The organism is Solibacillus isronensis (genome assembly GCF_900168685.1).
In the GTDB taxonomy this organism is placed as follows: Bacteria; Bacillota; Bacilli; order Bacillales_A; family Planococcaceae; genus Solibacillus; species Solibacillus isronensis_A.
Genome location: NZ_FVZN01000014.1, coordinates 682,504 through 706,436 on the forward strand (window position 1 = coordinate 682,504; position 23,933 = coordinate 706,436).

Below are 23,933 nucleotides of genomic sequence, written 5' to 3' on the forward strand. Positions count from 1 at the left end.
GAATAGGAGGAAAATAAAGATGAATAGTTTACGAGTGTTCAGATCTTCAGAGTTTGGTCAGTTAGAAGTAATGGTGATTGATGGAAAAGAATACTTTCCTGCAACAGATGTGGCAAAAATGCTCTCCTATAGTAATCCTCATCAGGCCATCATCAAAAACTGCCGGTACCTAACAAAAAGAGAGGTACCTCATCCACAGAGTGAAGGGAAAACAATCGAAAAGAATTTTATTCCTGAAGGTGATGTTTACCGTTTAATCATCGGGGCTGCATCCCAAGGGAAAAATAAAGAAGTAAAGAAAAAAGCGGAGCAATTCGAACATTGGATTTTCGATGAAGTGCTACCGGATATCAGAAAACATGGGTTGTATGCTTCAGAGTCACTTCTGAATGACATTCTTAAAAATCCTGAATTGGGGATTAAGCTCTTTACTGAGTATAAAGAGGCAAAAGAAAAAGCAAAAATACTTGAACTGGAAAATGCCCAAAACAAACAGATTATCGGAGAGCTGAAACCGAAAGCTTCCTATTATGATTTGGTTCTTCAAAATAAATCTGTTGTACCGATTAGCCTTATTGCGAAGGATTACGGATTATCCGCAAGAAAACTGAACGCCACCCTACATGAGCTAGGTGTGCAATACAAAAACAAAATGGGAAAAACGTGGCTTCTCTATCAAAAATATGCGGAAATGGGCTATACCCAATCAAAAACCCATGCCATTGATGCAGATAGAAGTGTGATGCATACGTATTGGACGCAAAAGGGTCGATTATTTCTTTACGAGCTACTTAAGAGAGAAAAAGGATTAGTACCGTTGATTGAGCGCTCTACTAAATCGGCATAGTTGGGAAGTGTCTAACATGGCCAATATAGACACAGTGGAATTCATAGTGAAATTAAGGCAGTTCAAAAGTGTAATACCGAAACAGGTAATGAAAACATTGAAAGGTCAGGCTCTTTCCGGTGATTTGGAAGGAGCCAAAAAAGGCCTAGGTACTGTGTTACGTAGGAGGGCTGGTAGATGTGAAAGAGTTCAGTGAAAGAAGGAACAATAGTTTAAGACATGATGCAAATCTTACGATTGCAACCGGAAGAAATAGAAAAGAACTGAACTGGAAAAATCGTGAAATGCTCTGGTCTGAGGTTGTTCAGAAGCTAAGTAGCACGATTCGAACCCACGAAACGTATGAGGAATATAAAAAGCTTTCCAAAACAAAACAAGATGAGATTAAAGATGTTGGTGGATTTGTCGGTGGCACCTTAAAAGGTGGACGAAGAAAACAGGACAGTGTGGTTTGGCGGCAGATTGTTTCCCTCGATGCTGACTTCGTGAAAGGGGACTTATGGGCATCTGTTGAGACCATGTTTGGTTACGGATGCGCCATGTACTCTACTCATAAACACCATCTGAAGAATCCAAGGTTAAGGCTGGTCATTCCTTTATCAAGGCCGGTTACCGCCGATGAATATGTACCAATAGCAAGAAGGATTGCAGCTGACCTTGGAATTGACTTTTTCGATGATACCACCTATCAAGTACACCGGCTGATGTATTGGCCATCGACATCATCGGATGGGGAATTTGTCTTTAAAGTGTTGGACGAGCCATGGATCGATCCCGATGCTGTTTTGGCGAGATATCCAGATTGGCGAGATTCCTCCTATTGGCCAGAAAGTTCTAGAACGGTTTCTGAAAGAAAAAAGTTAGCAGATAAGCAAGGAGATCCGAAAGCTAAAGAAGGGGTCGTCGGTGCTTTTTGCCGAACGTACTCTGTCATAGATGTGATTGAGAAATACTTAAATGATATTTATATCCCTTGCGAGGATCCAAATCGTTACACTTATTCAGCTGGTTCCGCAGCAGGCGGGTTGGTGATTTACGAAGATGGCGACTTTGCCTACTCTCACCATTCTACTGACCCTATTGGTGGACGGCTTTGTAATGCATTTGATTTGGTTCGTTTTCATTTATTTGGAGACCTTGATGAGTCAGTAAAAGAGGGAACACCGATCAATCGGTTGCCTTCCTATAAGGCCATGGTGGAAGAAGCACTAAAGGACAAGCAGGTCAAACTCACTTTAGGTAAAGAACAGTTGAGTCTTGTTGCGGATGATTTTGAAGACGAAGAGATGGAGTGGCTTACAGAACTAACTAGGGATCAAAAAGGAAATATTGTTTCCAGTGCACCAAATGTCATCCTTATTCTTGAGCATGATCCATCCCTAAGAAATCGAATCGCAATGAACGACTTTGTCCATCGGGTGGTCATTAAAGATGAATTGCCATGGAGGAGTGTCGACCGTGGCGAATATTGGTCCGATACGGATGATGCTAGTTTAAGAAATTACCTTTACTCAATCTATGGCATTAAAGGAGCGGGGGTTATTGCTGACGCTTGGAGTGAAGTGGCGGTGAAGTATGCCTTTCATCCGATAAAAGATTATTTAAACGACCTTGTTTGGGATGGCCAGGAGCGGATTGAATCCTTATTGGTTGATTATCTTGGTGCCGAGGATAATGAATGCGTCAGAACATTTACTCGAAAAATTATGCTTGCAGCAGTTACAAGGATTTATAGACCGGGTGCCAAGTTTGATTACTGTGTTGTCATTGTTGGCCCTCAAGGTGTGGGGAAGAGTTACATTATTAAGCTTATAGGTAAGGAATGGCACTCGGATTCCTTGATTACTGTAAAGGGCAAAGAAGCCTATGAACAGCTTCAGGGTGCATGGATTTTAGAAATGGCTGAGCTGACTGCAACAAAGAAAGCAGACACGGAAGCAGTAAAGCATTTTATTTCCAAGTCCGAGGATACCTTTCGAGTTGCTTATGGTAGACATAATGAAACGTTTAAACGGCAGTGCGTGTTTTTTGGGACAACCAATGATTATGATTTTTTGAATGATCCAACAGGAAACCGTCGCTTTTTACCCATAACGGTTAATGGTGGTGGTCGGAAAAACATGTGGGATGATTTAACGGAAGAGGAAGTCGATCAGATTTGGGCGGAGGCAAAGGTTCTGTATGAAAAGGGAGAGACCTTAGCTTTAAGTAAAGAAATTGAAGAAAAGGCCTATGAACTTCAGGCTGCACATACTCAGGAAAATCCGATTGCAGAAAGCATTCGAACTTATCTAGAAACAATGGTGCCAACGAACTGGTATGAACTAGATATTGGTTCAAGAAGAGCTTATTTGCATATGGACCAGCAGGGTGATGAACAAGGTAAGAAAATGAAGCTAACTAAGGTGTGTGCTCAAATGGTTTGGGAAGAACTTTTCCAAAAGGATGTATCCATCATGACCAGATATGATGCCAAAGAAATTAATATGATCATCCAACATACACCTGGCTGGAAAAGGGTTAGTACGATTCGTTTTGACAATAGTTATGGGACACAACGGGGATTTCGAAGAGAAGAATTGTAAACACGTAAACTTTGAAATCATTTTATTGTTTACAACCAACTCCTTATATCCTCTATCTATATACTTTGTAAACATGATAAACAACTATATCTATATAAGAAGAAATAGAGAATAACATATATACCTTATACACCCTAATAGCCTTATATGTATAGATTAACTATTTTTTTGTTTACTTGTTTACGAGAAGGTTGAAATCCTTATGAATACTGAGTTTTGACTGTAAACATTTATTTTAGGGGTGACCGATAGATGAATGAAGTGAGTGTTGAGAAAAGGTTAAGAAAGAAAGTAAACGAAAATGGTGGGTTGGCATTAAAACTTGTGTCGCCCGGTTTTGCTGGGGTGCCGGACCGGTTGGTGCTCTTTCATGGTTCGAAGGTTGCCTTTGTGGAATTAAAGGCACCGGCTAAGAAGCTACGGGCCTTGCAACGAAAAAGGAAAAAGCAACTAGAAGCTCTAGGCTTTAAAGTTTTTAAGATTGATAGCTATGAAGCGGTTGATCGAATGCTAGAGGAGATGATCCTTTGAAATATAAACCATATCATTACCAGGCTTACGCCACCCAGTGGATTATCGATAGAAAGAAATCAGCTCTTTTTCTTGAAATGGGAATGGGGAAATCGATAGCGACATTAACCGCCATTTTGGAATTGATGTATGACTACTTCGATGTTGCTAAGGTTCTCGTTATTGCACCGCTTCGAGTAGCAAGTACGACTTGGGAAGAAGAAGTGGAAAAGTGGGATCATCTAAAAGAGCTTCGAATTTCAAAAGTGCTTGGTAGTGAAAAGCAAAGGGTAGCCGCTTTATATAAAAAAGCAGATGTCTACATCATCAATAGAGAAAATGTCACTTGGCTCGTGGATTGGTTTGATGCCGATTGGCCATTTGACATGGTTGTGATTGATGAGTTATCCAGCTTTAAATCATCAAAGGCTCAGCGATTTAAATCCTTAAAAAAGGTGAGGCCTTTTATTAAAAGATTGGTTGGACTAACAGGAACCCCAGCACCAAACGGTTTGATTGATTTGTGGCCACAGATTTATTTACTCGACGGTGGAGAGCGATTAGGCAAAACAGTCACTGGTTACCGAGAGAAGTATTTTCTTCCGGATAAACGAAATCAAATGATCGTCTACACATGGAAGTTAAAAGATGGAGCGGAAGATGCCATTTATGAAAAGCTCTCCGATATCTGCGTGAGTATGAAGGCCAAAGATTACCTTGAATTACCTGAAAGAATCGACAATGTGATACCAGTGGAATTACCGAAAAAGGTGAAAGATCAATATGATCGATTAGAAAAAGAATTGATTTTATCGATTGAAGAAGCCGATGTCTTAGCTGGATCCGCAGCAGTACTGGCGAATAAGTTATTACAAGTAGCTAACGGTGCTGTGTACGATGAAGATGGAGAAGTAAAGCATGTTCATGATGAAAAGCTAAAAGCATTGGATGAATTGATAGAAGCTGCAAGTGGAAAACCAGTACTTGTGTTTTATGGGTACCAACACGATAAGGACAGGCTTTTACATCATTTAAAGAAACTAAAGCCGAGGCTCATTCAAACAGACCAAGACATTAAGGACTGGAATCAAGGAAAGGTTCAGGTTCTTCTAGCCCACCCAGCATCAGCTGGTCATGGGCTGAACCTTCAAACAGGTGGAAATATTATCATTTGGTTTGGCTTAACTTGGAGCTTAGAACTTTACCAGCAAGCAAACGCTAGACTTTGGCGACAAGGTCAGAAACAAACGGTCGTGATTCATCACATCATTGCAAAAGACACGATTGATGAACGAGTGATGAAAGCATTAGAAGATAAAGATGTGAGCCAAGCTGCACTGATTGAAGCAGTCAAGGCAAGAATGAACGAATACAAAGAGGGTATGCCACATGGATTGTAAAGACGGGAGGAATTGCCGGTGAACGCAAAAGAATATTTATCCCAGGCTCTTCTGCTTGATCAAAGAATAAACAGTAAACTTGTACAAGTTTCGATGTTACGAGACCTTGCTTTAAAAACAACGTCCGTCCTTCAGGATGATAAAGTCCAAAGTACGAAACAGCAATCACCGATGGAGAGTGCCCTCGTTAAGTTAATGAGCCTTGAGGAGGAAATCAATGACGACATTGATCAATTGATTGATTTAAAACGTGAGTTGGCTACCCTCGTTTCTGAAATACAGAATCCCTCCTACCGATTGCTTCTTGAGCTTCGTTATCTTAGTGGTAGTACATGGGAAGAAGTCGCTGCCATCATGGGGTATGATGTACGATGGGTTTATCGCTTGCATCGGAAAGCGTTGAAAGAAGCGACGGAACGGTTAGAAAACAACTCGGTTGAATGCATATGAATAAGATAGAATACCTACAACACCCTTAGAGGATAACGTTCCTTTAAGGGTGTTTTGTTGGGATTTAGAAACACGCCATTAAAAGCCATTATAAGCCACCCTCACCATGTGATAGAGTATAAGCTGTAGAAATAGAATAGAAACAACAGCCCTTGAAGGACAAACCTTCGGGGCTTTTTTAATAGGATTAAACGGAGTTGAGAGCAATGCCAATGAAACCAAAGAAGCCATGCAAACACAACGGTTGTCCTTTGTTAACGGACGACAAGTACTGTGAGTTCCATGCAAAGCTTCATGTAGATGATAGAGCAAACGCAAGCGAACGTGGGTATGATAACCGTTGGAAGAAAGCGAGCAAACGTTTCTTAAACGCCCATCCTCTTTGTAAACACTGTGAGCAGAAAGGGAAGCTTACCCAAGCAACAGTGGTGGACCACATCAAACCTCACCGAGGAGACCAGAAACTGTTCTGGGATGAAAGCAACTGGCAACCTTTGTGTAAGAGGTGTCACGATCGAAAGACAAGAACAGAAGATCAGTATCCAGTTTACAATTTCTAACCGACCCCCTAGGGGGTATTAAATCTCTACAACCTTTTATATGGCGACCGCGCGCCCCCTTCACGCGAATTTTCGCGGAATTAAGCAAGGGGGGTTACTCTGGCGGGCTTGAATATGAGTCCAACCCCAATAGCGATAAGGGTTTAGGCACTTTTAGATTTTGCAAAAAGGTTCGATTGAGGAAATGATAAAGGTGGTGTCCAGCCCTTGATAGGACTGGGTTTCAACAGTTTTAACCAAAAAACAAAAAAAGCGGATGAAACGCATATTTTAGCTTGCTTAATAGCTGATTAATGCGTTTTTTTATTGCCCTTTTAAATACTGTTTACGCAGAAAGGAGTAGGAGTGATGACCGAATCCGAGAGGCAACAAATTTATAACTTGCGGCTTAAAGGAGTTGGCTATAAAGCAATCGCTGCGGTATTGGGAAAATCCCGTGATACTGTACGTATCTTTTGTAAACAAAATGGTCTAGATGGGGATGCAAAAGTTGTTGCATTAAATGTTAAGGAACAAATGAAGAACCATGTACTCTGCTCCTCCTGCGGTAAACTCCTTAAACAAAAGGGACGAGGGAGGATTCGGAAGTTTTGTTCTGATGAATGCCGCCGGAAATGGTGGAATGAAAATCCCCAAGCAAGAAAGAAAAGAGAAAAAGCCATTTATAACTATACCTGTCCACAATGCGGGAAAACGTACAGTTGCTACGGGAACAAGAAACGGAAGTTCTGTAGCCATGATTGCTATATCAAATATAGATTTTGGAGGGAAGAAGATGGAGTTTAAAAAACTGCCAATTGATAATTTAATTCCTGCAAGCTATAACCCCAGGAAGAAATTGAAACCGGGTGACAGTGAATTTGAAAAGATTAAAAATAGTATTGAACAGTTTGGTTATGTAGAGCCTGTCATTGTCAATCAGGATATGACAGTGATTGGCGGGCATCAAAGAATCACAGTTTTAAAGACATTAGGTTTTACAGAAATCGATTGTGTCGTTATCGATGTTGATAAGACAAAAGAAAAAGCGCTGAATATTGCTTTAAATAAAATCAGCGGTGAATGGAACAAAGAATTGTTAGCAGACCTTATTCAGGATTTGCAGTCCTTGGATTACGATGTTTCATTTACGGGTTTTGACCCACCAGAAATCGATCAGCTTTTTAATGAGGTACATGATAAAGATATTACGGAAGATGATTTTGATGTCGAAAAGGAATTAGCTGAACCAGCTATTACCCAAAAAGGTGACGTGTGGTTACTTGGTAGGCATCGTTTAGTTTGTGGAGACAGTACTGATCTAGAGGTTTATCAAGTTCTTATGAATGGTCAGAAGGCAAATCTTGTAGTAACGGACCCACCGTACAACGTAAATTACTCTTCACAAGCAGGCAGTATCCAGAACGATAACATGAAAGATGAAGAGTTTTATAACTTCTTACTCAAAGCCTATAAAAATATGGCTGCTAGTATGGAAAAGGATGCATCCATCTATGTGTTCCATGCGGATACGGAAGGTTACAACTTTAGAAAGGCTTTCAAGGATGCAGGCTTTTACTTATCAGGTGTTTGCATCTGGGCCAAGCAGAGTCTGGTTCTTGGAAGAAGTCCATACCAATGGAAACATGAACCGATTTTATTTGGCTGGTTAAAGGATGGTAAGCATAACTGGTATGCCGATCGAAAGCAGAGCACTATCTGGAACTTCGATAGACCGTCGAAGAATGCTCTTCATCCAACGATGAAGCCGGTTAACTTGTGTGCCTATCCGATTCAAAACAGTAGCATGAGCAATTGCATCGTCCTGGATCCTTTTGGCGGGAGTGGTTCTACTCTCATGGCTTGTGAACAGACTAATCGGATTTGCTATACGATCGAATTGGATGAAAAATACGCAGATGCGATTGTCAAAAGGTATATCGAACACATGGGAACGGATGCGAATGTTTTCCTGGAAAGGGATGGAGAGAAGCTATCATATCAGGATGTTCCTAAACCTGTATTTGACGAAATATTATAGACGAACAAAGTTGCTATACCTCAGTCATGTATGGCAATATGCAACTACCTTGAAGAGATTGGAGGCAGAGTGATGGAAGTAAACCATAAACCATCAGTCAAACTTATTGGTGAGGACGGCAATATCTTTTCCATCCTTGGGCGAGTGAGTAGGGCGCTAAAAGAAGCTGGAAAAGAAGAACAAGTTAAAGAAGTCAGTGAGCGGGTGATGGCATCCAGCTCCTACGGTGAAGCCCTCCAAATCATCATGGAATATGTTGAGGTGGAGTGATGAGGAATGAAAGCATTGTTTGGAAGGAAAGTTAGTAATCTAGCGGAGTTGAAGGAAATCACGGAAGAAGCCATTAAGCAAGGACAACGAGGTCAAACATACATCGTAACCAAAGAAGTGGAGTTAGAGGATAAGGATTTTCATAACTTTGCAAACGACTTCTTTGACGATCAGCCTTGGATCACTGAGGAAGACGGTGGAGTGAATCAGAATCGAGAGGCCTGCTGCATTAGAGTAGTGAATAAAGATACGGGTGAAAAAGTTTTAGTGAACAGCGAAGGTTATAGTTATCCAAGATACACAGCAATTGAAAACGATTAGACTGGGGCCTTCTTGGGCCTTTTTCTATTGGTCTATAAATATACGCATTTTGATCAGGAATGACTTGCTATTACTTGTGTTTAGAGTGATATATGTACTACACCAAAACACAGGAGGTAGTAAAGATGGATCGAAAAGTAATGGTCAAAAAGCTAGGAGAATTCTTAGGAGTGAAACCCAAGTACCTAAACGTTCCAACCTTTGCCTATGAAATTGTAACTGAGGATGAAACCTACAATATCGATAGGCAGGGCACGATTACAAACTCAGCTGGAGAAGTAAAAACCTTTGAAGAAATAACTAATCCGCCAGAGCCTGAAGAAGAAACAGGTGAGGAACAGCCAGCGGTTCTTGATTTGGATGGGATTGATGTAACGCTCCCGCTTGAGGGTCACACCGGAAACACATTAAGAAATCTAGTAAACATGCTTTATAGCAAACAGCACCTAATCTTGAAAGCATTTGAAACAACCCAGCAGCTGATGGATGAAACCTTCCCAGAGGATTTGAGTGGAAAAGAAATGAGTACATTTGAGGAGTTTAAGAAGGCACTTGATGAACTTGGAGTTGAGAGGGTCCCAGGCGTAGCTTTTGATTTTGAAAAAGAAACATTCACTATCAAACTAGCAGCGCAAAACTTGGATTCAGAGAAAATTGCAGCCTTTCAAGACCTCACCGCATTCATCAACAAAAATGCCAAGAAGCAAAAGCGAGCGACTTTCAAACGAGCTCAGGATGACAATCCGAAATATGCCTTTAGGACTTGGCTGATAAGACTCGGAATGAATGGCCCCGAGTACAAAACAACTAGAAAGGTGCTACTACAAAACCTTGAAGGAAGCGGAGCCTTTAGAAAGGTGAGTGAACCGAATGAATGAGCAAATCTACCAAGCAATGATTCAGGGACTTAAGGCAACCATCATTGAAAAAGAGGTCGTCCTTGGCGAAGCGGATGCTAAAGAAGGAGTCCTTACCATTCTCGACTTGCTAGAGGATCTGGACCAGTTTTGGAACAGTGAAGAGGATTTGGATCCAAACGCAAGGGCTCTTGAAATATTCATTCAGGAAACTAGAAAGAAGTACAGTTCTGAGGTGAAGCAAGATGGATAAATTTTTCTCACAAACACATTGTGATCGCTGTGGCGGCAGCTTAAAAAGTGGACGGATTATGTCCATGTACAATACCGATTGCATTTGCTTAAACTGCAAAGATAAGGAATCCAGGCGGACTGATTATGGTAAGGCGGTCGAAGCCGAACATAATGAGATTAAGAAGGGCAACTACAATTATAAGGGCATTAAAGGCGAGAATTAACTTGATAATCCCTGTGTTTAGAGTGATGTATAGACATACAAAAACACAGGGAGGTTGTTTGAATGACCAGAGATATGGTTCAGATGTTGCAAGGGAACGTTGATGCAGTGAAAGGGATGGAACTTTTACTTCAGCAAAAGCGGGATCTAGAAGCAGCGGGGTATCAAGAAAATGAAATGTATCTTTTGCCGGGAATGCTAGTCCTACAACTTGAAGATGGAGAAGTACGTTGGAAGGCTTTTGAAGGAGAATTCAAGATGGAAGTATGGAAGAAATAAGGGGATGTATCAATCGGAGTCTATCAGGAGGTAGGCTCTTTTCTTATGCCAAATTTGAAAGGAGGTGGCGCCTGTGGCTCAACGTGGAAGGAAACCAAAGCCTACTGCACTGAAAGCATTAGAAGGCAACCCAGGGAAGCGTGACCTGAATCAGAAAGAACCGAAACCTGAAAAGAAAGCACCAAGATGCCCATCTTGGCTGGAACCAGAAGCCAAGAAAGAGTGGCGAAGAATGGTCAAACAACTAGAGCAATTAGGGATCCTGACTGAAGTGGATATGGCTGCCTTTGCGGGATATTGTCAAGCTTATGCAAGGTGGAAAGAGGCAGAAGAGTTTATCACCAAGCATGGAACCATTGTCAAAACCCCTTCAGGATATTGGCAACAGGTGCCGCAGGTTTCCATTGCCCAGAGCTATTTAAAAATCATGAATAGGTTCTGTGAGCAGTTTGGATTAACTCCTTCATCACGTACTAGAATTGTGGCGGATAAACCAAGCGATGCAGAAGACCCAATGGAATTTATGCTCTTTCAAGGTGGTGGTAAGGGTGTATGACGAGGAAAAGGCAAAGCATGCCGTTAACTTTATCAACTGCTTAAAACATACGAAAGGTCAGTGGCGTGGGGTTCCTTTTGACCTCCTACCTTGGCAGGACAAAATCATCCGAGATGTATTTGGAACAGTTAAGGAGAATGGCTACCGCCAATATAATACCGCTTATATCGAGATACCCAAGAAAAATGGAAAAAGTGAAATTGCTGCTGCCGTAGCTTTATTAATGACTTGTGCTGACAATGAGTGGGGTGCGGAGGTTTATGGATGTGCTTCTGACCGGCAACAGGCCTCAATTGTTTTTGATGTTGCAGTAGAGATGGTGGATCAGTCACCAGCTCTTAGGAAAAGATTTAAGCCTGTTATGTCAATGAAACGGCTAGTCTATAAACCTACGAATAGTTTCTATCAGGTGTTATCGGCTGAAGCTTATACAAAACATGGTCTGAATGTTCACTCGGTTGTCTTTGACGAATTGCATGCTCAGCCAAACCGAGAGTTGTTTGATGTTATGACAAAAGGTTCTGGGGATGCTCGACTGCAGCCGCTGTTCTTTTTAATCACGACTGCAGGTACTGATCGAAATTCTATTTGTTATGAAGTCCATCAAAAAGCGGTAGACATCATTGAGGGAAGAAAGATTGATCCTACTTTTTATCCAGTTATTTACGGTATCAAAGACGACGATGATTGGACTAATGAAAAGAACTGGTATAAGGCCAATCCATCATTGGACCATACCATTGATATAGAGAAAGTAAGAAATGCGTTTATTAGTGCAAAAGAAAATCCAGCGGAAGAAAACATCTTCAGGCAACTGCGGTTGAATCAATGGGTGAAGCAATCCACCCGCTGGATGCAAATGGAGAAATGGGATGCTTGTGATGATTCAGTCGATCTTGATAGTCTCCGTGGAAGAGAATGTTTTGCTGGTCTGGACCTTTCAAGCACAACTGATATTACGGCTTTTGTGTTGGTTTTTCCACCAAGGACAGATGATGAAAAATTCATTGTTCTGCCTTACTTTTGGATACCAGATGAAAACTTGAAAGTAAGGGTAAGGCGTGACCATGTCCCTTATGACATTTGGGAACAGCAAGGATATATCAAGACGACAGAAGGAAATGTTGTTCATTACGGATTCATTGAGGCTTTCATTGAAGAACTAGGAATGAAGTACAACATTAAAGAAATTGCCTTTGACAGATGGGGCGCTGTACAGATGGTACAGAACCTTGAAGGCATGGGCTTTACTGTTGTTCCATTTGGACAAGGTTATAAAGATATGTCCCCGGCATCAAAAGAATTGATGAAAATAACCCTTGAGAAAAGAATCGTCCACGGTGGAAATCCAGTCTTAAGATGGATGATGGATAACATCTTTGTTAAAACCGATCCTGCAGGAAACATAAAGCCCGATAAAGAGAAAAGTACAGAACGTATTGATGGTGCTGTTGCTTTGATTATGGCACTGGACCGAGCGATTAGGAATGAAAATAGAGAAAGTGTTTATGATGGTCGAGGGATTTTAATCTTATAAATCACAGCCATTTGAGGAGGTTTGTGAATGAAAATACCACTTTTATCTAGACTATTTCAATCAAGAGATGGTCCAAAAAATAACTTTTTAGGAAGTACTTACAGCTTTTTCTTTGGTGGTACCACAAGTGGAAAAACAGTTAATGAAAGAACTGCGATGCAGACTACTGCCGTTTATGCTTGTGTGCGGATTCTAGCGGAGACCATCGCAAGTCTTCCGCTACATCTATACAGGTACACTGACAATGGGAAAGAAAAAGCAGTAGAAAACAGTTTATATTACAAGCTCCACGATGAGCCGAATGCCGAGATGACTTCGTTTGTGTTTAGGGAAACACTGATGAGTCATCTTTTATTATGGGGAAATGCCTATGCACAGATCATTCGAGATGGCAGGGGCAATGTACTTTCGCTCTATCCTCTACTTCCAGACAGGATGGTAGTGGACAGAACTTCTACCGGGGAACTTTTCTATGAATATCGGAAAGACACGGGTTCGGTCATCCTTCGAAGGGAAGAAGTGCTTCATATTCCTGGGCTTGGCTTTGATGGGCTGGTTGGTTATTCACCGATTGCAATGGCTAAAAATGCAATTGGAATGGCCCTAGCCACTGAAGAATATGGAGCAAAGTTCTTCGCTAATGGAGCAAACCCAGGTGGTGTATTAGAGCATCCGGGAGTTGTAAAGGATCCTTCAAAAATCCGAGAAAGCTGGAATGCGGTTTATCAAGGTAGTAGCAATGCACATCGGATTGCAGTCCTTGAAGAAGGGATGAAATTTCAAAGCATCGGCATTCCGCCAGAACAAGCACAGTTCTTGGAAACAAGAAAATTCCAAACGGAAGAGATTTGTAGAATCTTTCGGGTCCCGCCGCACCTTGTCGCCAATTTAGATAAAGCAACTTTCAGTAATATAGAACACCAGTCTATTAGTTTCATTGATAACACCATCATGCCCTGGGTGACAAGAATTGAACAGTCCATGAAGAAGGCTTTGTTAAGTGAAACCGATAAAAAAGAATTCTTTATTAAGTTTAATCTGAATGGACGGCTCCGAGGAGATGCAGGTTCAAGAGCTCAATTCTATCAGATCATGCGGCAAAATGGGGTAATGTCGGCGAATGACATCCGTGAGCTAGAAGAGATGAACTTAATCCCTGAAGAGCAGGGTGGATCGAAATATTTAGTGAACGGGAATTTTGTTGATATGTCAAAAGCGGGAGCATGGACAGAAAAGTATGAGGAGGGATAAGCCATGAAGAAGTTTTGGAATTGGGTCAAGAATGAAGACGGTAGGACACTTCATCTGGATGGAGTCATTGCTGAAGAATCATGGTTTGGGGATGAAGTAACTCCGAAGCAGTTTAAATCAGAACTAAACAATGATGGTGGGAATATCACTGTTTGGATCAATTCACCAGGTGGCGATGTTTTTGCAGCGAGTCAAATTTACAACATGCTCATGGATTACAAAGGGGACGTAACAGTAAAGATTGACGGAATTGCCGCTAGTGCTGCCTCGGTCATCGCGATGGCGGGCGGGGAGGTTTACATGTCACCCGTCTCCATGATGATGATTCATAATCCAATGACCATCGCATTTGGAGATACAGCTGAAATGAAAAAAGCGATTCAGATGCTGAGTGAGGTCAAAGAAAGCATTATCAATGCTTACGAACTGAAGACAGGTCTTTCAAGGACTAAGCTCTCGCACATGATGGATGATGAAAGTTGGTTTAATTCCAAAAAGGCGGTGGAGCTTGGTTTTGCAGATGCGATTATGTTCCAAGAAGAAAGTAATCAAGACTCATCGGATGAAGGGATTATTTATAACAAAATGGCGGTTGTGAATTCCTTTTTACACAAACTGCCACAGAAGAAAACAGGAACTGATATCACCGTATTAGACAAGAGGCTAGACCTCTTGAAATATTAAGGAGGAGATTTGGATGAGTAAAGTATTAGAACTGCGTGAAAAGCGAGCAAAAGCATGGGAACAAACAAAAGCATTCCTTGATTCAAAACGTGGAGAAGATGGGATCCTTTCTGCCGAGGATACTTCTACATATGAAAAGATGGAGGCAGAAGTTGTAAATCTTGGGAAGGAGATTGACCGCTTGGAAAGACAGCAAGCCATCGATATAGAACTTTCCAAGCCGATTACTCAGCCGATTACTTCAAAGCCAACGGGTGCTGAAGGTCAAAAAACAGGGCGAGCTACAGATGAGTACAGGGAAGCGTTCTGGAAATCAATGAGAAACAAAAGTAATTATGAAGTACAGAATGCCCTAAAGGTTGGAACGGATTCTGAGGGTGGATATCTTGCTCCAGATGAGTTTGAAAGAACTCTCATTGAATCGTTGGAAGAGGAAAATATCTTCCGGTCATTAGCCAAGGTCATTACTACTTCCTCAGGAGATCGTAAAATCCCGGTGGTTGCTTCAAAAGGAACCGCTTCATGGGTAGATGAAGAAGGATTGATTCCTGAATCAGATGATAGCTTTGGACAAGTTTCAATTGGAGCTTATAAATTAGCCACCATGATTAAGGTGTCCGAGGAACTTTTAAATGATAGTGTGTTTAATCTTGAAGCGTATATTGCAAAAGAATTTGCCAGACGGATTGGTGCCAAAGAAGAAGAAGCTTTCTTTGTTGGAGATGGTACCGGAAAACCGACTGGCATTTTTAATGCCACTGGTGGAGCAGAACTTGGCGTGACTGGAACTTCAGCAACCGCTGTTTCAGTGGATGAGATTATGGACCTATTCTATTCCTTAAAATCGCCTTATCGCAAAAAGGCCATTTTTGTCATGAATGATGCGACTGTTAAATTGATGCGAAAGTTGAAAGATGGGAATGGTCAGTACCTATGGCAGCCTTCCATCCAAGCAGGTCAACCTGATACAATCCTAAATCGTCCAGTAAAAACCTCAGCCTATGTACCAACGGTTGAAGCTGGTGCGAAGACAATTGCTTTCGGCGACTTTGGATACTACTGGGTTGCTGATCGCCAGGGGCGTTCTTTCCAGCGATTAAATGAACTGTATGCGGCAACAGGCCAAGTTGGTTTTAAGGCAACACAACGGGTGGACGGAAAGTTAATTCTTCCTGAAGCAATCAAAGTACTTCAACAGAAAGCGTAGGTGATAGTGAATGAGTAATGTTAAGAACTATACCGAGCAAGGCGGAGAAAAAACAGTCATTGGCGGTTCACTAGATATTGTTGAGGGCGGTAAGTTGTTGTTTAATGGCGCAGAAGCAAAGCCAGTCGTGAATCAAGCTGATAGTACAGCTGCAGATGTAGCCAGCCTGGTTACCGATTTTAACGCTCTGTTAGCAAAACTAAAAGCAGCTGGTCTGATGGATGCTGAATAATAAAGGGAGGAAGCAGTGATGGATAAATTGTTATCAAAGGTAAAACAAAACCTAATTCTAAACCATGATGAAGACGATGTTCTGCTTTCTGGATTCATCACTGCTGCTGTTTCCTATGCAGAAAGCTATCAAAAGAAACCCGATGGCTTTTACAATGAAAATCCCATGCATCCAACTACTGAACAAGCTGTCATCATGCTGTCGTCTCACTTTTATGAAAGTCGAGATGGTAGTACTGGTGGCTTTTTTTCTGACAATGTAGAGGCGAGTAAACAGGTTTGGAATGTGGTCAATATGCTCCTTCGATTGAATAAGGACGTGATCATATGAGTTTGGGAAAAATGAATGTCCTGATTGAAATCTTCAGCACTGTATCTGTTAAAGATGACGAGGGGTTTGCCGCCGAGGAGGAACAACTTTTAGCTTCCATGAGGGCCTATAAAGAAAATCGTCATGGGAGTGAAGCTTGGAAAAACCGAGCTAGTTTCTCTGAGGCTAGCTCTCTTTTTCGTTTTAGAAGACCTCGGGGATTCGAGCTAACCACGGATTTAGTCATTGGCTGTAAGGGTGAACGTTACAACATATTAAGTGTAGAAGATATCAAAGAGCGAGGCATGTATGTAGAAGTGTTAGCTGAAAAAATAACAGGCTCAAAGGGGTGAGGTTATGGCAAGAGCAGCAGTAAAAATGCCGGATGACTTTCTAGAAAGAATCGCTAAATTAAACAGTCACTTTGATGACATTGTTCCGAGAGTATTAGAAAAGGGAGCCGAACCAGTTATTCAGAAAGCAAAAAGTAATCTAGCTGCCAGAATTGGGCAGGAAACAAAAGTACCTTCTCAATCTTCTGGTGAATTATTAGCATCACTTGAAACGACAAAGGCGGTCCAAGATGCAAAAGGTGACTGGAACTTAAGAGTAGGCGTTCCTACAACCAGGGACAGCAAAGGGGTTTCGAACGCTTTGAAGGCAGCTGTATTGGAGTATGGGAAATCTGGCCAACCTCCTAGACCTTGGCTAAAACCTACAAAGTCTGCTACAAGAAAAGCCTGTACGGATGCGATGGAGAAAGCGCTGGATAGGGAGATTGAAAAACTATGAGTCTATTAAAAGACTTGAATAGCCTACTTGAACCTATAGGCATTCCCATTGAAACCGGTATTTTCTCAGGAAAACCACCTAATGAGTATATCGTCATTACACCGATGTCAGACAGGTTGGACTTCTTTGCTGATAATCAAGCCCACTCTGTTATCGAGGAAGCACGGCTATCGCTTTTTACGAAAAAGAATTACCAGCCAATTAAAAAACAGCTTACAAAGATCCTGCTAAAAGCGGATATAACCATTACGGACAGGCAATATATCGGGTTTGAGGATGACACGAAATATCATCATTACGCCATTGATGTTATGAAAGAATATGAAATGGAGGAAAGTTAAATGGCAACGATCGGATTGGACCGTTTATTCTATGCCAAAATTAATGAAGATGAAAATGGTATAGAAACATACGAAACTCCCAAAATACTAGCAAAAGCCATGACCGCAGAACTCAGTGTTGAGCTCATTGAAGCCATTCTTTATGCGGATGATGGAGCATCAGAAATTGTAAAGGAATTTAACAGTGGTACATTAACCCTTGGAATTGATGATATTGGTTCCATCGCAGCGCAAGATTTAACAGGAAGTAAAATTGATAGCAACAATGTCGTGGTGTCGAGAAGTGAGGATGGAGGGAGCCCTGTCGCAGTTGGGTTTCGTGCTAAGAAGGCAAATGGAAAGTATCGATACTTTTGGCTCTATCGGGTTATTTTTAGCATACCTACAACCAATCTTACGACAAAAGGTGAATCGATTACGTTTAGTAGTCCCACCATAGAAGGTACCGTTTTTAGACGAAATAAGCTGGACGGAGAAAATAAACATCCATGGAAGGCAGAAGTAACAGAAGGGGACAATGGTGTGGCCCAGGAGACTATAACGAATTGGTTTAGTTCTGTATATGAGCCTGACTTTACACCAGTAACTCCAACTATTACGGTTACTACCCAGCCCGCTGATTTAACAGAAGTAGTGGAAGGTAGCATTTCTGGTAGTTTATCAGTGGTTGCGAGCACGAATACAAGCTACCCAGTCACTTATCAGTGGTATGAAAATACAATCGACAGCACAACAGGTGGTACGGTCATTAATGGTGAAACTTCTGCTAGCTTTGACATACCAACAGATTTACTTGCAGGATCCTATTATTACTACTGTGTATTAAGCTCTGTTGGGGCAAGTGATGTAAAAACGAATGTGGCTACAGTAACCGTATCGTAAAGGAGGATGAGGTACATTGGCGAATGACAAAGTGGAATCTTCAACTGTAGATGTTGATTTTGCAGCTGAGGAAAGAAGTGCTGTGATTGAAATTGGAGATGTGGAATACAAGTTGATTTTAACAACCAAGGCGACAAAAGAAATTGCAAAACGATATGGTGGCCTTGAAAACCTTGGTGCTAAGTTAATGAACACAAAGGACTTTGAACTGGCGCTGGATGAGATTGTTTGGCTGATTACTTTGTTGGCAAATCAGTCGATCTTAATTCACAATCTGAAAAATAAACAGGATAAGAAAGAGCTGCTGGCTGAGGATGAAGTTGAATTATTGACAACTCCTTTTGAACTAGCAGAGTACAAAAATGCCATCATGGCCAGCATGATGAAAGGTACAAAGCGACATATACAGAGTGAACCAACAAAAAACGTGGAAGTCGGGTAAGCGATGAAGAGTTGTTTATCCGACTTATTTATTATGGCACCGCTCAGTTAAATCGAATTGAAGAAGAAGTATGGTTGATGCCAATGGGCTATTTAATGGATTTATGGGAATGCCATAAGCAGTTTACCGGAATTGCTAAGCCGTTGATGGAAGTATCGATTGATGATGTGATTCCTGTGGGGATTTAATGCACTCAAAAACGGGTGTATTTTTTTATGCACAAATAGAGGGGAGGTGGAGTCGTGGCTGATAACTTTGGGCTTCGAATCGGTGTGGAAGGCGAAAAGGATTTCAAAAATGCCTTGAGAGATATTAATCGAAATTTCAAGGTGCTAGGTAGTGAAATGAAACTCGTTACTGCCCAATTTGATCGACAGGATCAATCGATTGAAGCACTAACTGCTAGAAATGGAACACTCACTAAGTCAGTAGATGCCCAAAAGGATAAAATCAGTACATTAGAAGCTGCCCTCAGAAATGCCGCTGAATCATTTGGTGAAACTGACAGACGAACGCAAAATTGGCAAATTCAGCTGAATAACGCCAAGTCTGAACTGATGATGATGGAGCGGGAACTTGATAATAACAATCAAGCCATTCAAGATTTAAACGAGGGATTCAATGATGCTGAGGGAGAAGTTGAGGAGTTTGCTGATGAAGTACAGAATGCAGCGGATCAAACTGAAGATGCTTCTGGTCGCTTTGAAAAATTGGGTGGTGTCTTAAAAGGAATCGGAGCAACCATCGGGGCAGCAGTAGCTGCGATTGGAACCGCTGCAGTCGCTACAGGGGCCAGCCTGATTAAACTTGGCGATGAGTACAATATGGCCGTTAATCAGATTTCTGCCTCCACTGGTGCAACAGGTGCGGAGCTTGAGGAATTAGGTGAAGTTGCTCAAAATGTGTACAAGCATAATTTTGGTGACAGCTTAGAAGATGTAGCAACAGGAATTTCAGAAGTCCAAAAAATGACCGGACTCATGGGCGAAGAACTAGAAAAAGCCACTGAGTCTGGTTTTGCTTTGAGGGATACTTTTGGAATGGATATGCAAGAGTCTACCAGAGCAGCAAGTGCCCTTATGAAAAACTTCGGCATTTCCGCAGATGAAGCCTATAACATTATCGCTACAGGTGCACAAAATGGAGCGGACCAGAATGGTGACCTATTAGATACCCTTAATGAATACTCTGTTCAATATGCTTCCCTTGGTCTTAGCGCAGATGAGTTTATTGCTAGTTTAATAGCAGGTGCAGAAAGTGGAGCCTTTAGTATTGATAAGGTTGGGGATGCCGTTAAGGAATTCAATATCCGAGCAAAAGACGGCAGTAATACGAGTATAGAAGCTTTTACTGCTTTGGGTCTGAATGCAGAAGAAATGATGAATAAGTTTGCTCAAGGTGGCGAAACAGCCAATGAAGCCTTTTTTAGTGTCGTTCAAAAGTTACAGGAGATAGAAGATCCGCTTCTTAAAAATACGATAGGTGTGCAGTTATTTGGTACACAGTTTGAGGATTTGGAAGCCAGTGTATTGCCGGTTCTTGCTGGAATAAAAGACAGTACCGTTGCTAGCGGAGATGCTTTATCCCAAATAACCGAAGTAAAATACGACAACTTAACTGATGGAATTGAGGGAGTAAAGCGGTCACTGCAAGGTGTGTTCTTGCCTGCAGTAAGTGAAGTGTCGGGTGGTATCACAGACTTATTCTCGGGTTTATCCAATGGGATTAATGAAGCGGACGGGGATTTTGAAAAAATTGCAGAAGTAATCGGGGAGACTGTTGCTGGAATCACCGAATTAATCACAGAGCAGTTGCCTCAATTCGTTACGTTAGGGCTTCAAATCATTATGTCACTTGTTGGTGCGATCGTAGAAAACCTCCCAATGATTATTGATTCAGCCATGCAAATTGTGACGACTCTACTTCAGGGACTTATCGAGGCTCTACCTCAAATCACAGAAGGAGCGCTCTACCTGGTTCTCAGTTTGGTAGATGGCATCATTGCTAATCTTCCTGCCTTAATCGAAGCGGCTTTAACAATGATTGTCACGCTTGCAACCGGAATAGGCGAGGCTTTACCTAACCTTATTCCCTCTATTGTCTCTGCAATTCTTTTAATCGTTGAAACAATCATAAATAATCTCGACATGATTTTGGAAGCTGCTTTTAAAATTATCGAAGGTTTAGCTGTAGGAATTATCAATGCTTTACCTAGATTAATCGAAGCACTGCCAGCAATTATTACATCCATCATTAATTTTATAACTGGAAATCTACCAAAAATAGTCGAGATGGGAATTACCTTAATCATTCAATTAGCAGCGGGGCTAATCAGAGCGATTCCTCAACTTGTGGGCCAGTTACCACAGATTGTTTCTGCAATCATAGTTGGAATAGGAAAAGCGGCACTCTCCATTGGAGAAGTTGGGGTGAATATCGTTCGTGGGCTTTGGAACGGGATTTCTTCCATGATTGGATGGATCAAAAGCAAGGTTAGTAATTTTGTAGGTGGCATTGTTAGTAGTGTAAAAGGGGTTCTCGGAATCCGCTCTCCTTCGAAAGTATTTGCTGGGATTGGGGAGAACATGGGTGAAGGGATTGGGGTAGGATTCTCTGATGCCATGGGCAACGTAGAAAAAGTAATGGAAGGCGCTATTCCTACTGATTTTGATTTAAATATGGATAGTGTGGTTACTGGAGTGGAAGGTGGAAAGAGTGGTGCATCATTTGATGTCACGATTCCGCTAACGATTGACGGGAATGTATTAACTCGGGTCATTGCTCAACTTCAGTGGAACCAAAATACAGTAACCGTTAGAAACCTAGGAGTCGCTGGTTCATAAAAGGAGGGCAGATTGGTGATTGAAATCTATGCAGGAAGCACATTAATACAGACGATCCGAAAAGTGATGTCGGCAAATATAAGAGAAACACTTGAAGGAGAATTTACTTTATCGTTTACCGTCCTAGCCAAGTCTGCCCTTGCTTTAAAAACGAAACAGCTGGCCAAGTTAAATGATCAGTATTTTGAGATTGTGCAGATTACCAAGTCATTACAAGGTAGTTTGCCAGTTTGTTCTGTCACGTGTGAACATGTATCCTACATTTTAAACGATGAGATTTTTAATATAGATGTTTTTGACTTTACGGGAAATCCTGCAGCTGGATTGAATCAGCTATTATCAGGAACTCCTTTTTCAGCAGGAACGGTAGATTTTACTGAAAGCTGTACAATGAAAATCAATCAGGAAGTAACCAGAAGGGCTGCTCTTATGCAGTACATTGCCATCTTGGGTGGCGAAATTGAATACAATAGTTATTTCATTAATATTCGACAGCATCGAGGAAGTAGCGAGTATCAGCCGGTTATGGGTTCGAAAAACGTCACCGATGTATCTGTTTCCCATGATTCAAGGGAAAATGCCTCATCCTACAATATTTCTTTCTTTAAATTACTAAATCTAGCTGTTGGAGATAATGTGCATATTGTGTTCAAACCACTCGGCATTGATGTGAAAACAAGGATTATATCTTTGGAGTACAATCCTTTTTATCGCTATGACATTCGAGTGGAAGTAGGAAGGTATAAACCAAGTATTTCTGATACCTTCTACCGCATTGAAAACTCAATGAATAAGGTGGAAAGTTCGCTGAATGATGTGGGCAGTTCTGTGAATGGACTACAGTACCAAATGGATCAGCTTGGCGTTTCTTACACGATAGTAAAGAATTTGACGATTGATGAAACTATGATTCATGTAACCTATGAAGTTGAAAAAGGGGATACACATCAATACTTTGCTGATTATAGTTATACATCTGATAGTAGCGGACGAATCACAAGCATTACTTTACAAGATATTTTTTCAGAGTTGTTGTTAAAAGAAGTATCGACCTTGACAGTGGATGCTGCGAGATTTGATATTGTCTATGCTGATGGAGAGACGGCAAGCTACAACTATTCAACAGATAGCAGTGGAAGAATTACCGGAATTGAAAAGGTGGTGGAAGGATGAGTTATCACAGGAATTTTAACAATACATTAGCGATTTGGGCCGCTTTCGGTGGTAGAGGTGAACTCATTCTTCCAATTCCCACATTAAGTTGGCAAAGAAAGTATTATAACGACTTTGGTTACACCCAGTATGGAAGTGAAAGACAAATTAATGTGTACGATAATGGAAATGCACAGGTTGCGGTGTATTATGCTAAAACACCGTACATGTCTTATTTCAATAAAAGTACTGGAGAATGGACAGTAGTCGATGTTCCTTGGTGGAGTTATGGTCAACCAGAAATTTTGTATGCTGGTGGTGGAGTGTTTTTAGCAAAGATCGTAGGGCTTGCTAATATCATTGCTTCTTTTGATGGCATCACTTGGCATAACGCTGGGTACTGCCAAGGGGCACAAAACTCCATGACCACAGGGGCCTATGATTCTAGTATTGGTTCTGGAGTCGTTAGCTGGTGGTATTATAAGTCGCCGGTGTATTACAGTTTTGATTCGTTAACAGAAAGAACGGCTTGGACATTGGTAGGAGCGGATGGTTCATCGGTTCCTATTTTTAGTTACATGACCACTCATAAAGGAAGATTCGTTGGAGTTGTAGGTGGAGATCGTTCTATTGCAATAGCAAGCACCTCAAGCCCTGGTTCTTGGTCCACTACCATTCCAGAGGATTTAAATACATATTATATGTATATCCGTTCGGTAAACGATAAGCTTTTTGTAATGAAATATCGCTATGTTAGCGGAATCTTTCATGTGAACCTTTGTGTAATGAATGACAGTGCAACCGAGCTTACGGAGACCAATCTATCACATGTCGGGGATCTCGCCAATAATAACATTCCGAATCCCGAAAACATTATCTGGATGGAAGATTGGGGAAAATATGCTTTATTTAATGAGAGCATGCTTTATGTATCAGCGGATGGATTGACTTGGGAAGGAGTCGAACAACCGGGATTTACTACCACCAATTCTGATACGTTTGGCGGGGCTATCTATGTACCAGGTGACGGGTTTTATGTGAAAGCTAGTGGTTATGTGTATTATGCACCCTATTAAATAACGAAAATACAGGCGCTTTGTGGCTCTCTTGTCACAGGCGTCTTTTTATATAGATTAAAACAGGTTGGAG

29 protein-coding genes are annotated in these 23,933 nt (G+C 41.4%); all 29 read left to right on the forward strand.

The features are described 5' to 3' along the window. The first annotated feature begins 19 nt into the window (after positions 1 to 19). Positions 20 to 847, forward strand: a complete 828-nt coding sequence (locus B5473_RS11930) for a phage antirepressor KilAC domain-containing protein (RefSeq protein WP_079525422.1) — start codon at positions 20 to 22, stop codon at positions 845 to 847. Positions 848 to 1,026: 179 nt separating this feature from the next. Next, positions 1,027 to 3,432: a virulence-associated E family protein gene (locus B5473_RS11940; RefSeq protein WP_079525426.1), complete on the forward strand. Its 2,406-nt coding sequence runs from the start codon at positions 1,027 to 1,029 to the stop codon at positions 3,430 to 3,432. Positions 3,433 to 3,684: 252 nt separating this feature from the next. Further along, positions 3,685 to 3,963, forward strand: a complete 279-nt coding sequence (locus tag B5473_RS11945; protein WP_079525428.1) for a VRR-NUC domain-containing protein — start codon at positions 3,685 to 3,687, stop codon at positions 3,961 to 3,963. Continuing rightward, a complete protein-coding gene (locus B5473_RS11950; protein ID WP_079525430.1) occupies positions 3,960 to 5,342 on the forward strand; it encodes a DEAD/DEAH box helicase in 1,383 nt (460 codons plus the stop codon). The genes B5473_RS11945 and B5473_RS11950 overlap by 4 nt, the downstream gene beginning before the upstream one ends. Before the next feature lie 18 nt (positions 5,343 to 5,360). Next, entirely contained in the window at positions 5,361 to 5,792 is a 432-nt protein-coding gene (locus B5473_RS11955) for a DUF1492 domain-containing protein (protein WP_079525432.1), read from the forward strand. A gap of 212 nt (positions 5,793 to 6,004) precedes the next feature. After that, positions 6,005 to 6,352, forward strand: coding sequence for an HNH endonuclease (locus tag B5473_RS11960; RefSeq protein WP_439848477.1), 348 nt, complete (start codon positions 6,005 to 6,007; stop codon positions 6,350 to 6,352). Between the two features lie 348 nt (positions 6,353 to 6,700). Then, positions 6,701 to 7,138, forward strand: a complete 438-nt coding sequence (locus B5473_RS11965) for a helix-turn-helix domain-containing protein (protein ID WP_079525437.1) — start codon at positions 6,701 to 6,703, stop codon at positions 7,136 to 7,138. After that, positions 7,128 to 8,372, forward strand: coding sequence for a site-specific DNA-methyltransferase (locus tag B5473_RS11970; RefSeq protein WP_079525439.1), 1,245 nt, complete (start codon positions 7,128 to 7,130; stop codon positions 8,370 to 8,372). The genes B5473_RS11965 and B5473_RS11970 overlap by 11 nt, the downstream gene beginning before the upstream one ends. Positions 8,373 to 8,444: 72 nt before the next feature. Beyond that, on the forward strand, positions 8,445 to 8,642 hold the full coding sequence (locus B5473_RS11975; protein WP_079525441.1) for a hypothetical protein: 198 nt from the start codon (positions 8,445 to 8,447) through the stop codon (positions 8,640 to 8,642). Positions 8,643 to 8,648: 6 nt separating this feature from the next. Further along, positions 8,649 to 8,963 carry a DUF6329 domain-containing protein gene (locus B5473_RS11980; protein WP_079525443.1) on the forward strand — a complete coding sequence of 105 codons (315 nt, stop codon included), beginning with the start codon at positions 8,649 to 8,651 and terminating at the stop codon, positions 8,961 to 8,963. A gap of 125 nt (positions 8,964 to 9,088) precedes the next feature. Further along, on the forward strand, positions 9,089 to 9,841 hold the full coding sequence (locus B5473_RS11985) for a hypothetical protein (RefSeq protein ID WP_079525445.1): 753 nt from the start codon (positions 9,089 to 9,091) through the stop codon (positions 9,839 to 9,841). Continuing rightward, complete coding sequence (locus tag B5473_RS11990; protein WP_079525447.1) at positions 9,834 to 10,073, forward strand: hypothetical protein; 240 nt, start codon at positions 9,834 to 9,836, stop codon at positions 10,071 to 10,073. The genes B5473_RS11985 and B5473_RS11990 overlap by 8 nt, the downstream gene beginning before the upstream one ends. Before the next feature lie 267 nt (positions 10,074 to 10,340). Continuing rightward, a complete protein-coding gene (locus tag B5473_RS12000; protein ID WP_079525452.1) occupies positions 10,341 to 10,556 on the forward strand; it encodes a hypothetical protein in 216 nt (71 codons plus the stop codon). A 73-nt stretch (positions 10,557 to 10,629) separates the two neighbouring features. Next, positions 10,630 to 11,112, forward strand: coding sequence for a phage terminase small subunit P27 family (locus B5473_RS12005; RefSeq protein WP_079525454.1), 483 nt, complete (start codon positions 10,630 to 10,632; stop codon positions 11,110 to 11,112). Then, complete coding sequence (locus B5473_RS12010; protein ID WP_217699919.1) at positions 11,057 to 12,649, forward strand: terminase large subunit; 1,593 nt, start codon at positions 11,057 to 11,059, stop codon at positions 12,647 to 12,649. The genes B5473_RS12005 and B5473_RS12010 overlap by 56 nt, the downstream gene beginning before the upstream one ends. A gap of 27 nt (positions 12,650 to 12,676) precedes the next feature. Continuing rightward, complete coding sequence (locus B5473_RS12015) at positions 12,677 to 13,900, forward strand: phage portal protein (protein ID WP_217699920.1); 1,224 nt, start codon at positions 12,677 to 12,679, stop codon at positions 13,898 to 13,900. A gap of 3 nt (positions 13,901 to 13,903) precedes the next feature. Further along, entirely contained in the window at positions 13,904 to 14,584 is a 681-nt protein-coding gene (locus B5473_RS12020; RefSeq protein ID WP_079525458.1) for a head maturation protease, ClpP-related, read from the forward strand. A gap of 13 nt (positions 14,585 to 14,597) precedes the next feature. Next, positions 14,598 to 15,791, forward strand: coding sequence for a phage major capsid protein (locus B5473_RS12025; protein WP_079525460.1), 1,194 nt, complete (start codon positions 14,598 to 14,600; stop codon positions 15,789 to 15,791). A 10-nt stretch (positions 15,792 to 15,801) separates the two neighbouring features. Next, entirely contained in the window at positions 15,802 to 16,023 is a 222-nt protein-coding gene (locus tag B5473_RS12030) for a head fiber protein (RefSeq protein ID WP_079525462.1), read from the forward strand. Positions 16,024 to 16,041: 18 nt separating this feature from the next. Next, positions 16,042 to 16,353: a head-tail connector protein gene (locus tag B5473_RS12035; protein WP_079525464.1), complete on the forward strand. Its 312-nt coding sequence runs from the start codon at positions 16,042 to 16,044 to the stop codon at positions 16,351 to 16,353. Further along, positions 16,350 to 16,685 carry a head-tail adaptor protein gene (locus B5473_RS12040; protein WP_079525466.1) on the forward strand — a complete coding sequence of 112 codons (336 nt, stop codon included), beginning with the start codon at positions 16,350 to 16,352 and terminating at the stop codon, positions 16,683 to 16,685. The genes B5473_RS12035 and B5473_RS12040 overlap by 4 nt, the downstream gene beginning before the upstream one ends. 4 nt (positions 16,686 to 16,689) lie before the next feature. Then, positions 16,690 to 17,124 carry an HK97 gp10 family phage protein gene (locus tag B5473_RS12045; protein ID WP_079525468.1) on the forward strand — a complete coding sequence of 145 codons (435 nt, stop codon included), beginning with the start codon at positions 16,690 to 16,692 and terminating at the stop codon, positions 17,122 to 17,124. Then, a complete protein-coding gene (locus tag B5473_RS12050; protein ID WP_079525470.1) occupies positions 17,121 to 17,465 on the forward strand; it encodes a hypothetical protein in 345 nt (114 codons plus the stop codon). Before B5473_RS12045 ends, B5473_RS12050 begins: the two co-directional genes overlap by 4 nt. Further along, a complete protein-coding gene (locus tag B5473_RS12055; protein WP_079525472.1) occupies positions 17,466 to 18,347 on the forward strand; it encodes a major tail protein in 882 nt (293 codons plus the stop codon). 16 nt (positions 18,348 to 18,363) lie between these two features. After that, on the forward strand, positions 18,364 to 18,789 hold the full coding sequence (locus B5473_RS12060; RefSeq protein ID WP_176142071.1) for a hypothetical protein: 426 nt from the start codon (positions 18,364 to 18,366) through the stop codon (positions 18,787 to 18,789). Between the two features lie 11 nt (positions 18,790 to 18,800). Next, positions 18,801 to 18,977 carry a hypothetical protein gene (locus B5473_RS20675; RefSeq protein ID WP_176142072.1) on the forward strand — a complete coding sequence of 59 codons (177 nt, stop codon included), beginning with the start codon at positions 18,801 to 18,803 and terminating at the stop codon, positions 18,975 to 18,977. 54 nt (positions 18,978 to 19,031) lie between these two features. Continuing rightward, positions 19,032 to 21,632, forward strand: coding sequence for a phage tail tape measure protein (locus B5473_RS12065; RefSeq protein WP_079525474.1), 2,601 nt, complete (start codon positions 19,032 to 19,034; stop codon positions 21,630 to 21,632). A 15-nt stretch (positions 21,633 to 21,647) separates the two neighbouring features. Further along, complete coding sequence (locus B5473_RS12070; protein WP_079525476.1) at positions 21,648 to 22,805, forward strand: prophage endopeptidase tail family protein; 1,158 nt, start codon at positions 21,648 to 21,650, stop codon at positions 22,803 to 22,805. Next, positions 22,802 to 23,860 carry a hypothetical protein gene (locus tag B5473_RS12075; protein WP_079525478.1) on the forward strand — a complete coding sequence of 353 codons (1,059 nt, stop codon included), beginning with the start codon at positions 22,802 to 22,804 and terminating at the stop codon, positions 23,858 to 23,860. The genes B5473_RS12070 and B5473_RS12075 overlap by 4 nt, the downstream gene beginning before the upstream one ends. Positions 23,861 to 23,933 lie beyond the last annotated feature (73 nt).

Excerpts from the sequence above, each read along its gene's own strand:
- B5473_RS12075 (WP_079525478.1), top strand. The coding sequence starts at position 22,802 with ATGAGTTATCACAGGAATTTTAACAATACATTAGCGATTTGGGCCGCT.
- B5473_RS11985 (WP_079525445.1), top strand. The coding sequence starts at position 9,089 with ATGGATCGAAAAGTAATGGTCAAAAAGCTAGGAGAATTCTTAGGAGTG.
- B5473_RS11960 (WP_439848477.1), top strand. The coding sequence starts at position 6,005 with ATGAAACCAAAGAAGCCATGCAAACACAACGGTTGTCCTTTGTTAACG.
- B5473_RS12025 (WP_079525460.1), top strand. The coding sequence starts at position 14,598 with ATGAGTAAAGTATTAGAACTGCGTGAAAAGCGAGCAAAAGCATGGGAA.
- B5473_RS12030 (WP_079525462.1), top strand. The coding sequence starts at position 15,802 with ATGAGTAATGTTAAGAACTATACCGAGCAAGGCGGAGAAAAAACAGTC.
- B5473_RS11930 (WP_079525422.1), top strand. The coding sequence starts at position 20 with ATGAATAGTTTACGAGTGTTCAGATCTTCAGAGTTTGGTCAGTTAGAA.
- B5473_RS12010 (WP_217699919.1), top strand. The coding sequence starts at position 11,057 with ATGCAGAAGACCCAATGGAATTTATGCTCTTTCAAGGTGGTGGTAAGG.
- B5473_RS12055 (WP_079525472.1), top strand. The coding sequence starts at position 17,466 with ATGGCAACGATCGGATTGGACCGTTTATTCTATGCCAAAATTAATGAA.
- B5473_RS11980 (WP_079525443.1), top strand. The coding sequence starts at position 8,649 with ATGAAAGCATTGTTTGGAAGGAAAGTTAGTAATCTAGCGGAGTTGAAG.
- B5473_RS12045 (WP_079525468.1), top strand. The coding sequence starts at position 16,690 with ATGGCAAGAGCAGCAGTAAAAATGCCGGATGACTTTCTAGAAAGAATC.
- B5473_RS12040 (WP_079525466.1), top strand. The coding sequence starts at position 16,350 with ATGAGTTTGGGAAAAATGAATGTCCTGATTGAAATCTTCAGCACTGTA.
- B5473_RS11975 (WP_079525441.1), top strand. The coding sequence starts at position 8,445 with ATGGAAGTAAACCATAAACCATCAGTCAAACTTATTGGTGAGGACGGC.
- B5473_RS12050 (WP_079525470.1), top strand. The coding sequence starts at position 17,121 with ATGAGTCTATTAAAAGACTTGAATAGCCTACTTGAACCTATAGGCATT.
- B5473_RS11970 (WP_079525439.1), top strand. The coding sequence starts at position 7,128 with ATGGAGTTTAAAAAACTGCCAATTGATAATTTAATTCCTGCAAGCTAT.
- B5473_RS12035 (WP_079525464.1), top strand. The coding sequence starts at position 16,042 with ATGGATAAATTGTTATCAAAGGTAAAACAAAACCTAATTCTAAACCAT.
- B5473_RS11945 (WP_079525428.1), top strand. The coding sequence starts at position 3,685 with ATGAATGAAGTGAGTGTTGAGAAAAGGTTAAGAAAGAAAGTAAACGAA.
- B5473_RS12020 (WP_079525458.1), top strand. The coding sequence starts at position 13,904 with ATGAAGAAGTTTTGGAATTGGGTCAAGAATGAAGACGGTAGGACACTT.
- B5473_RS12000 (WP_079525452.1), top strand. The coding sequence starts at position 10,341 with ATGACCAGAGATATGGTTCAGATGTTGCAAGGGAACGTTGATGCAGTG.
- B5473_RS11990 (WP_079525447.1), top strand. The coding sequence starts at position 9,834 with ATGAATGAGCAAATCTACCAAGCAATGATTCAGGGACTTAAGGCAACC.
- B5473_RS11965 (WP_079525437.1), top strand. The coding sequence starts at position 6,701 with ATGACCGAATCCGAGAGGCAACAAATTTATAACTTGCGGCTTAAAGGA.
- B5473_RS12015 (WP_217699920.1), top strand. The coding sequence starts at position 12,677 with ATGAAAATACCACTTTTATCTAGACTATTTCAATCAAGAGATGGTCCA.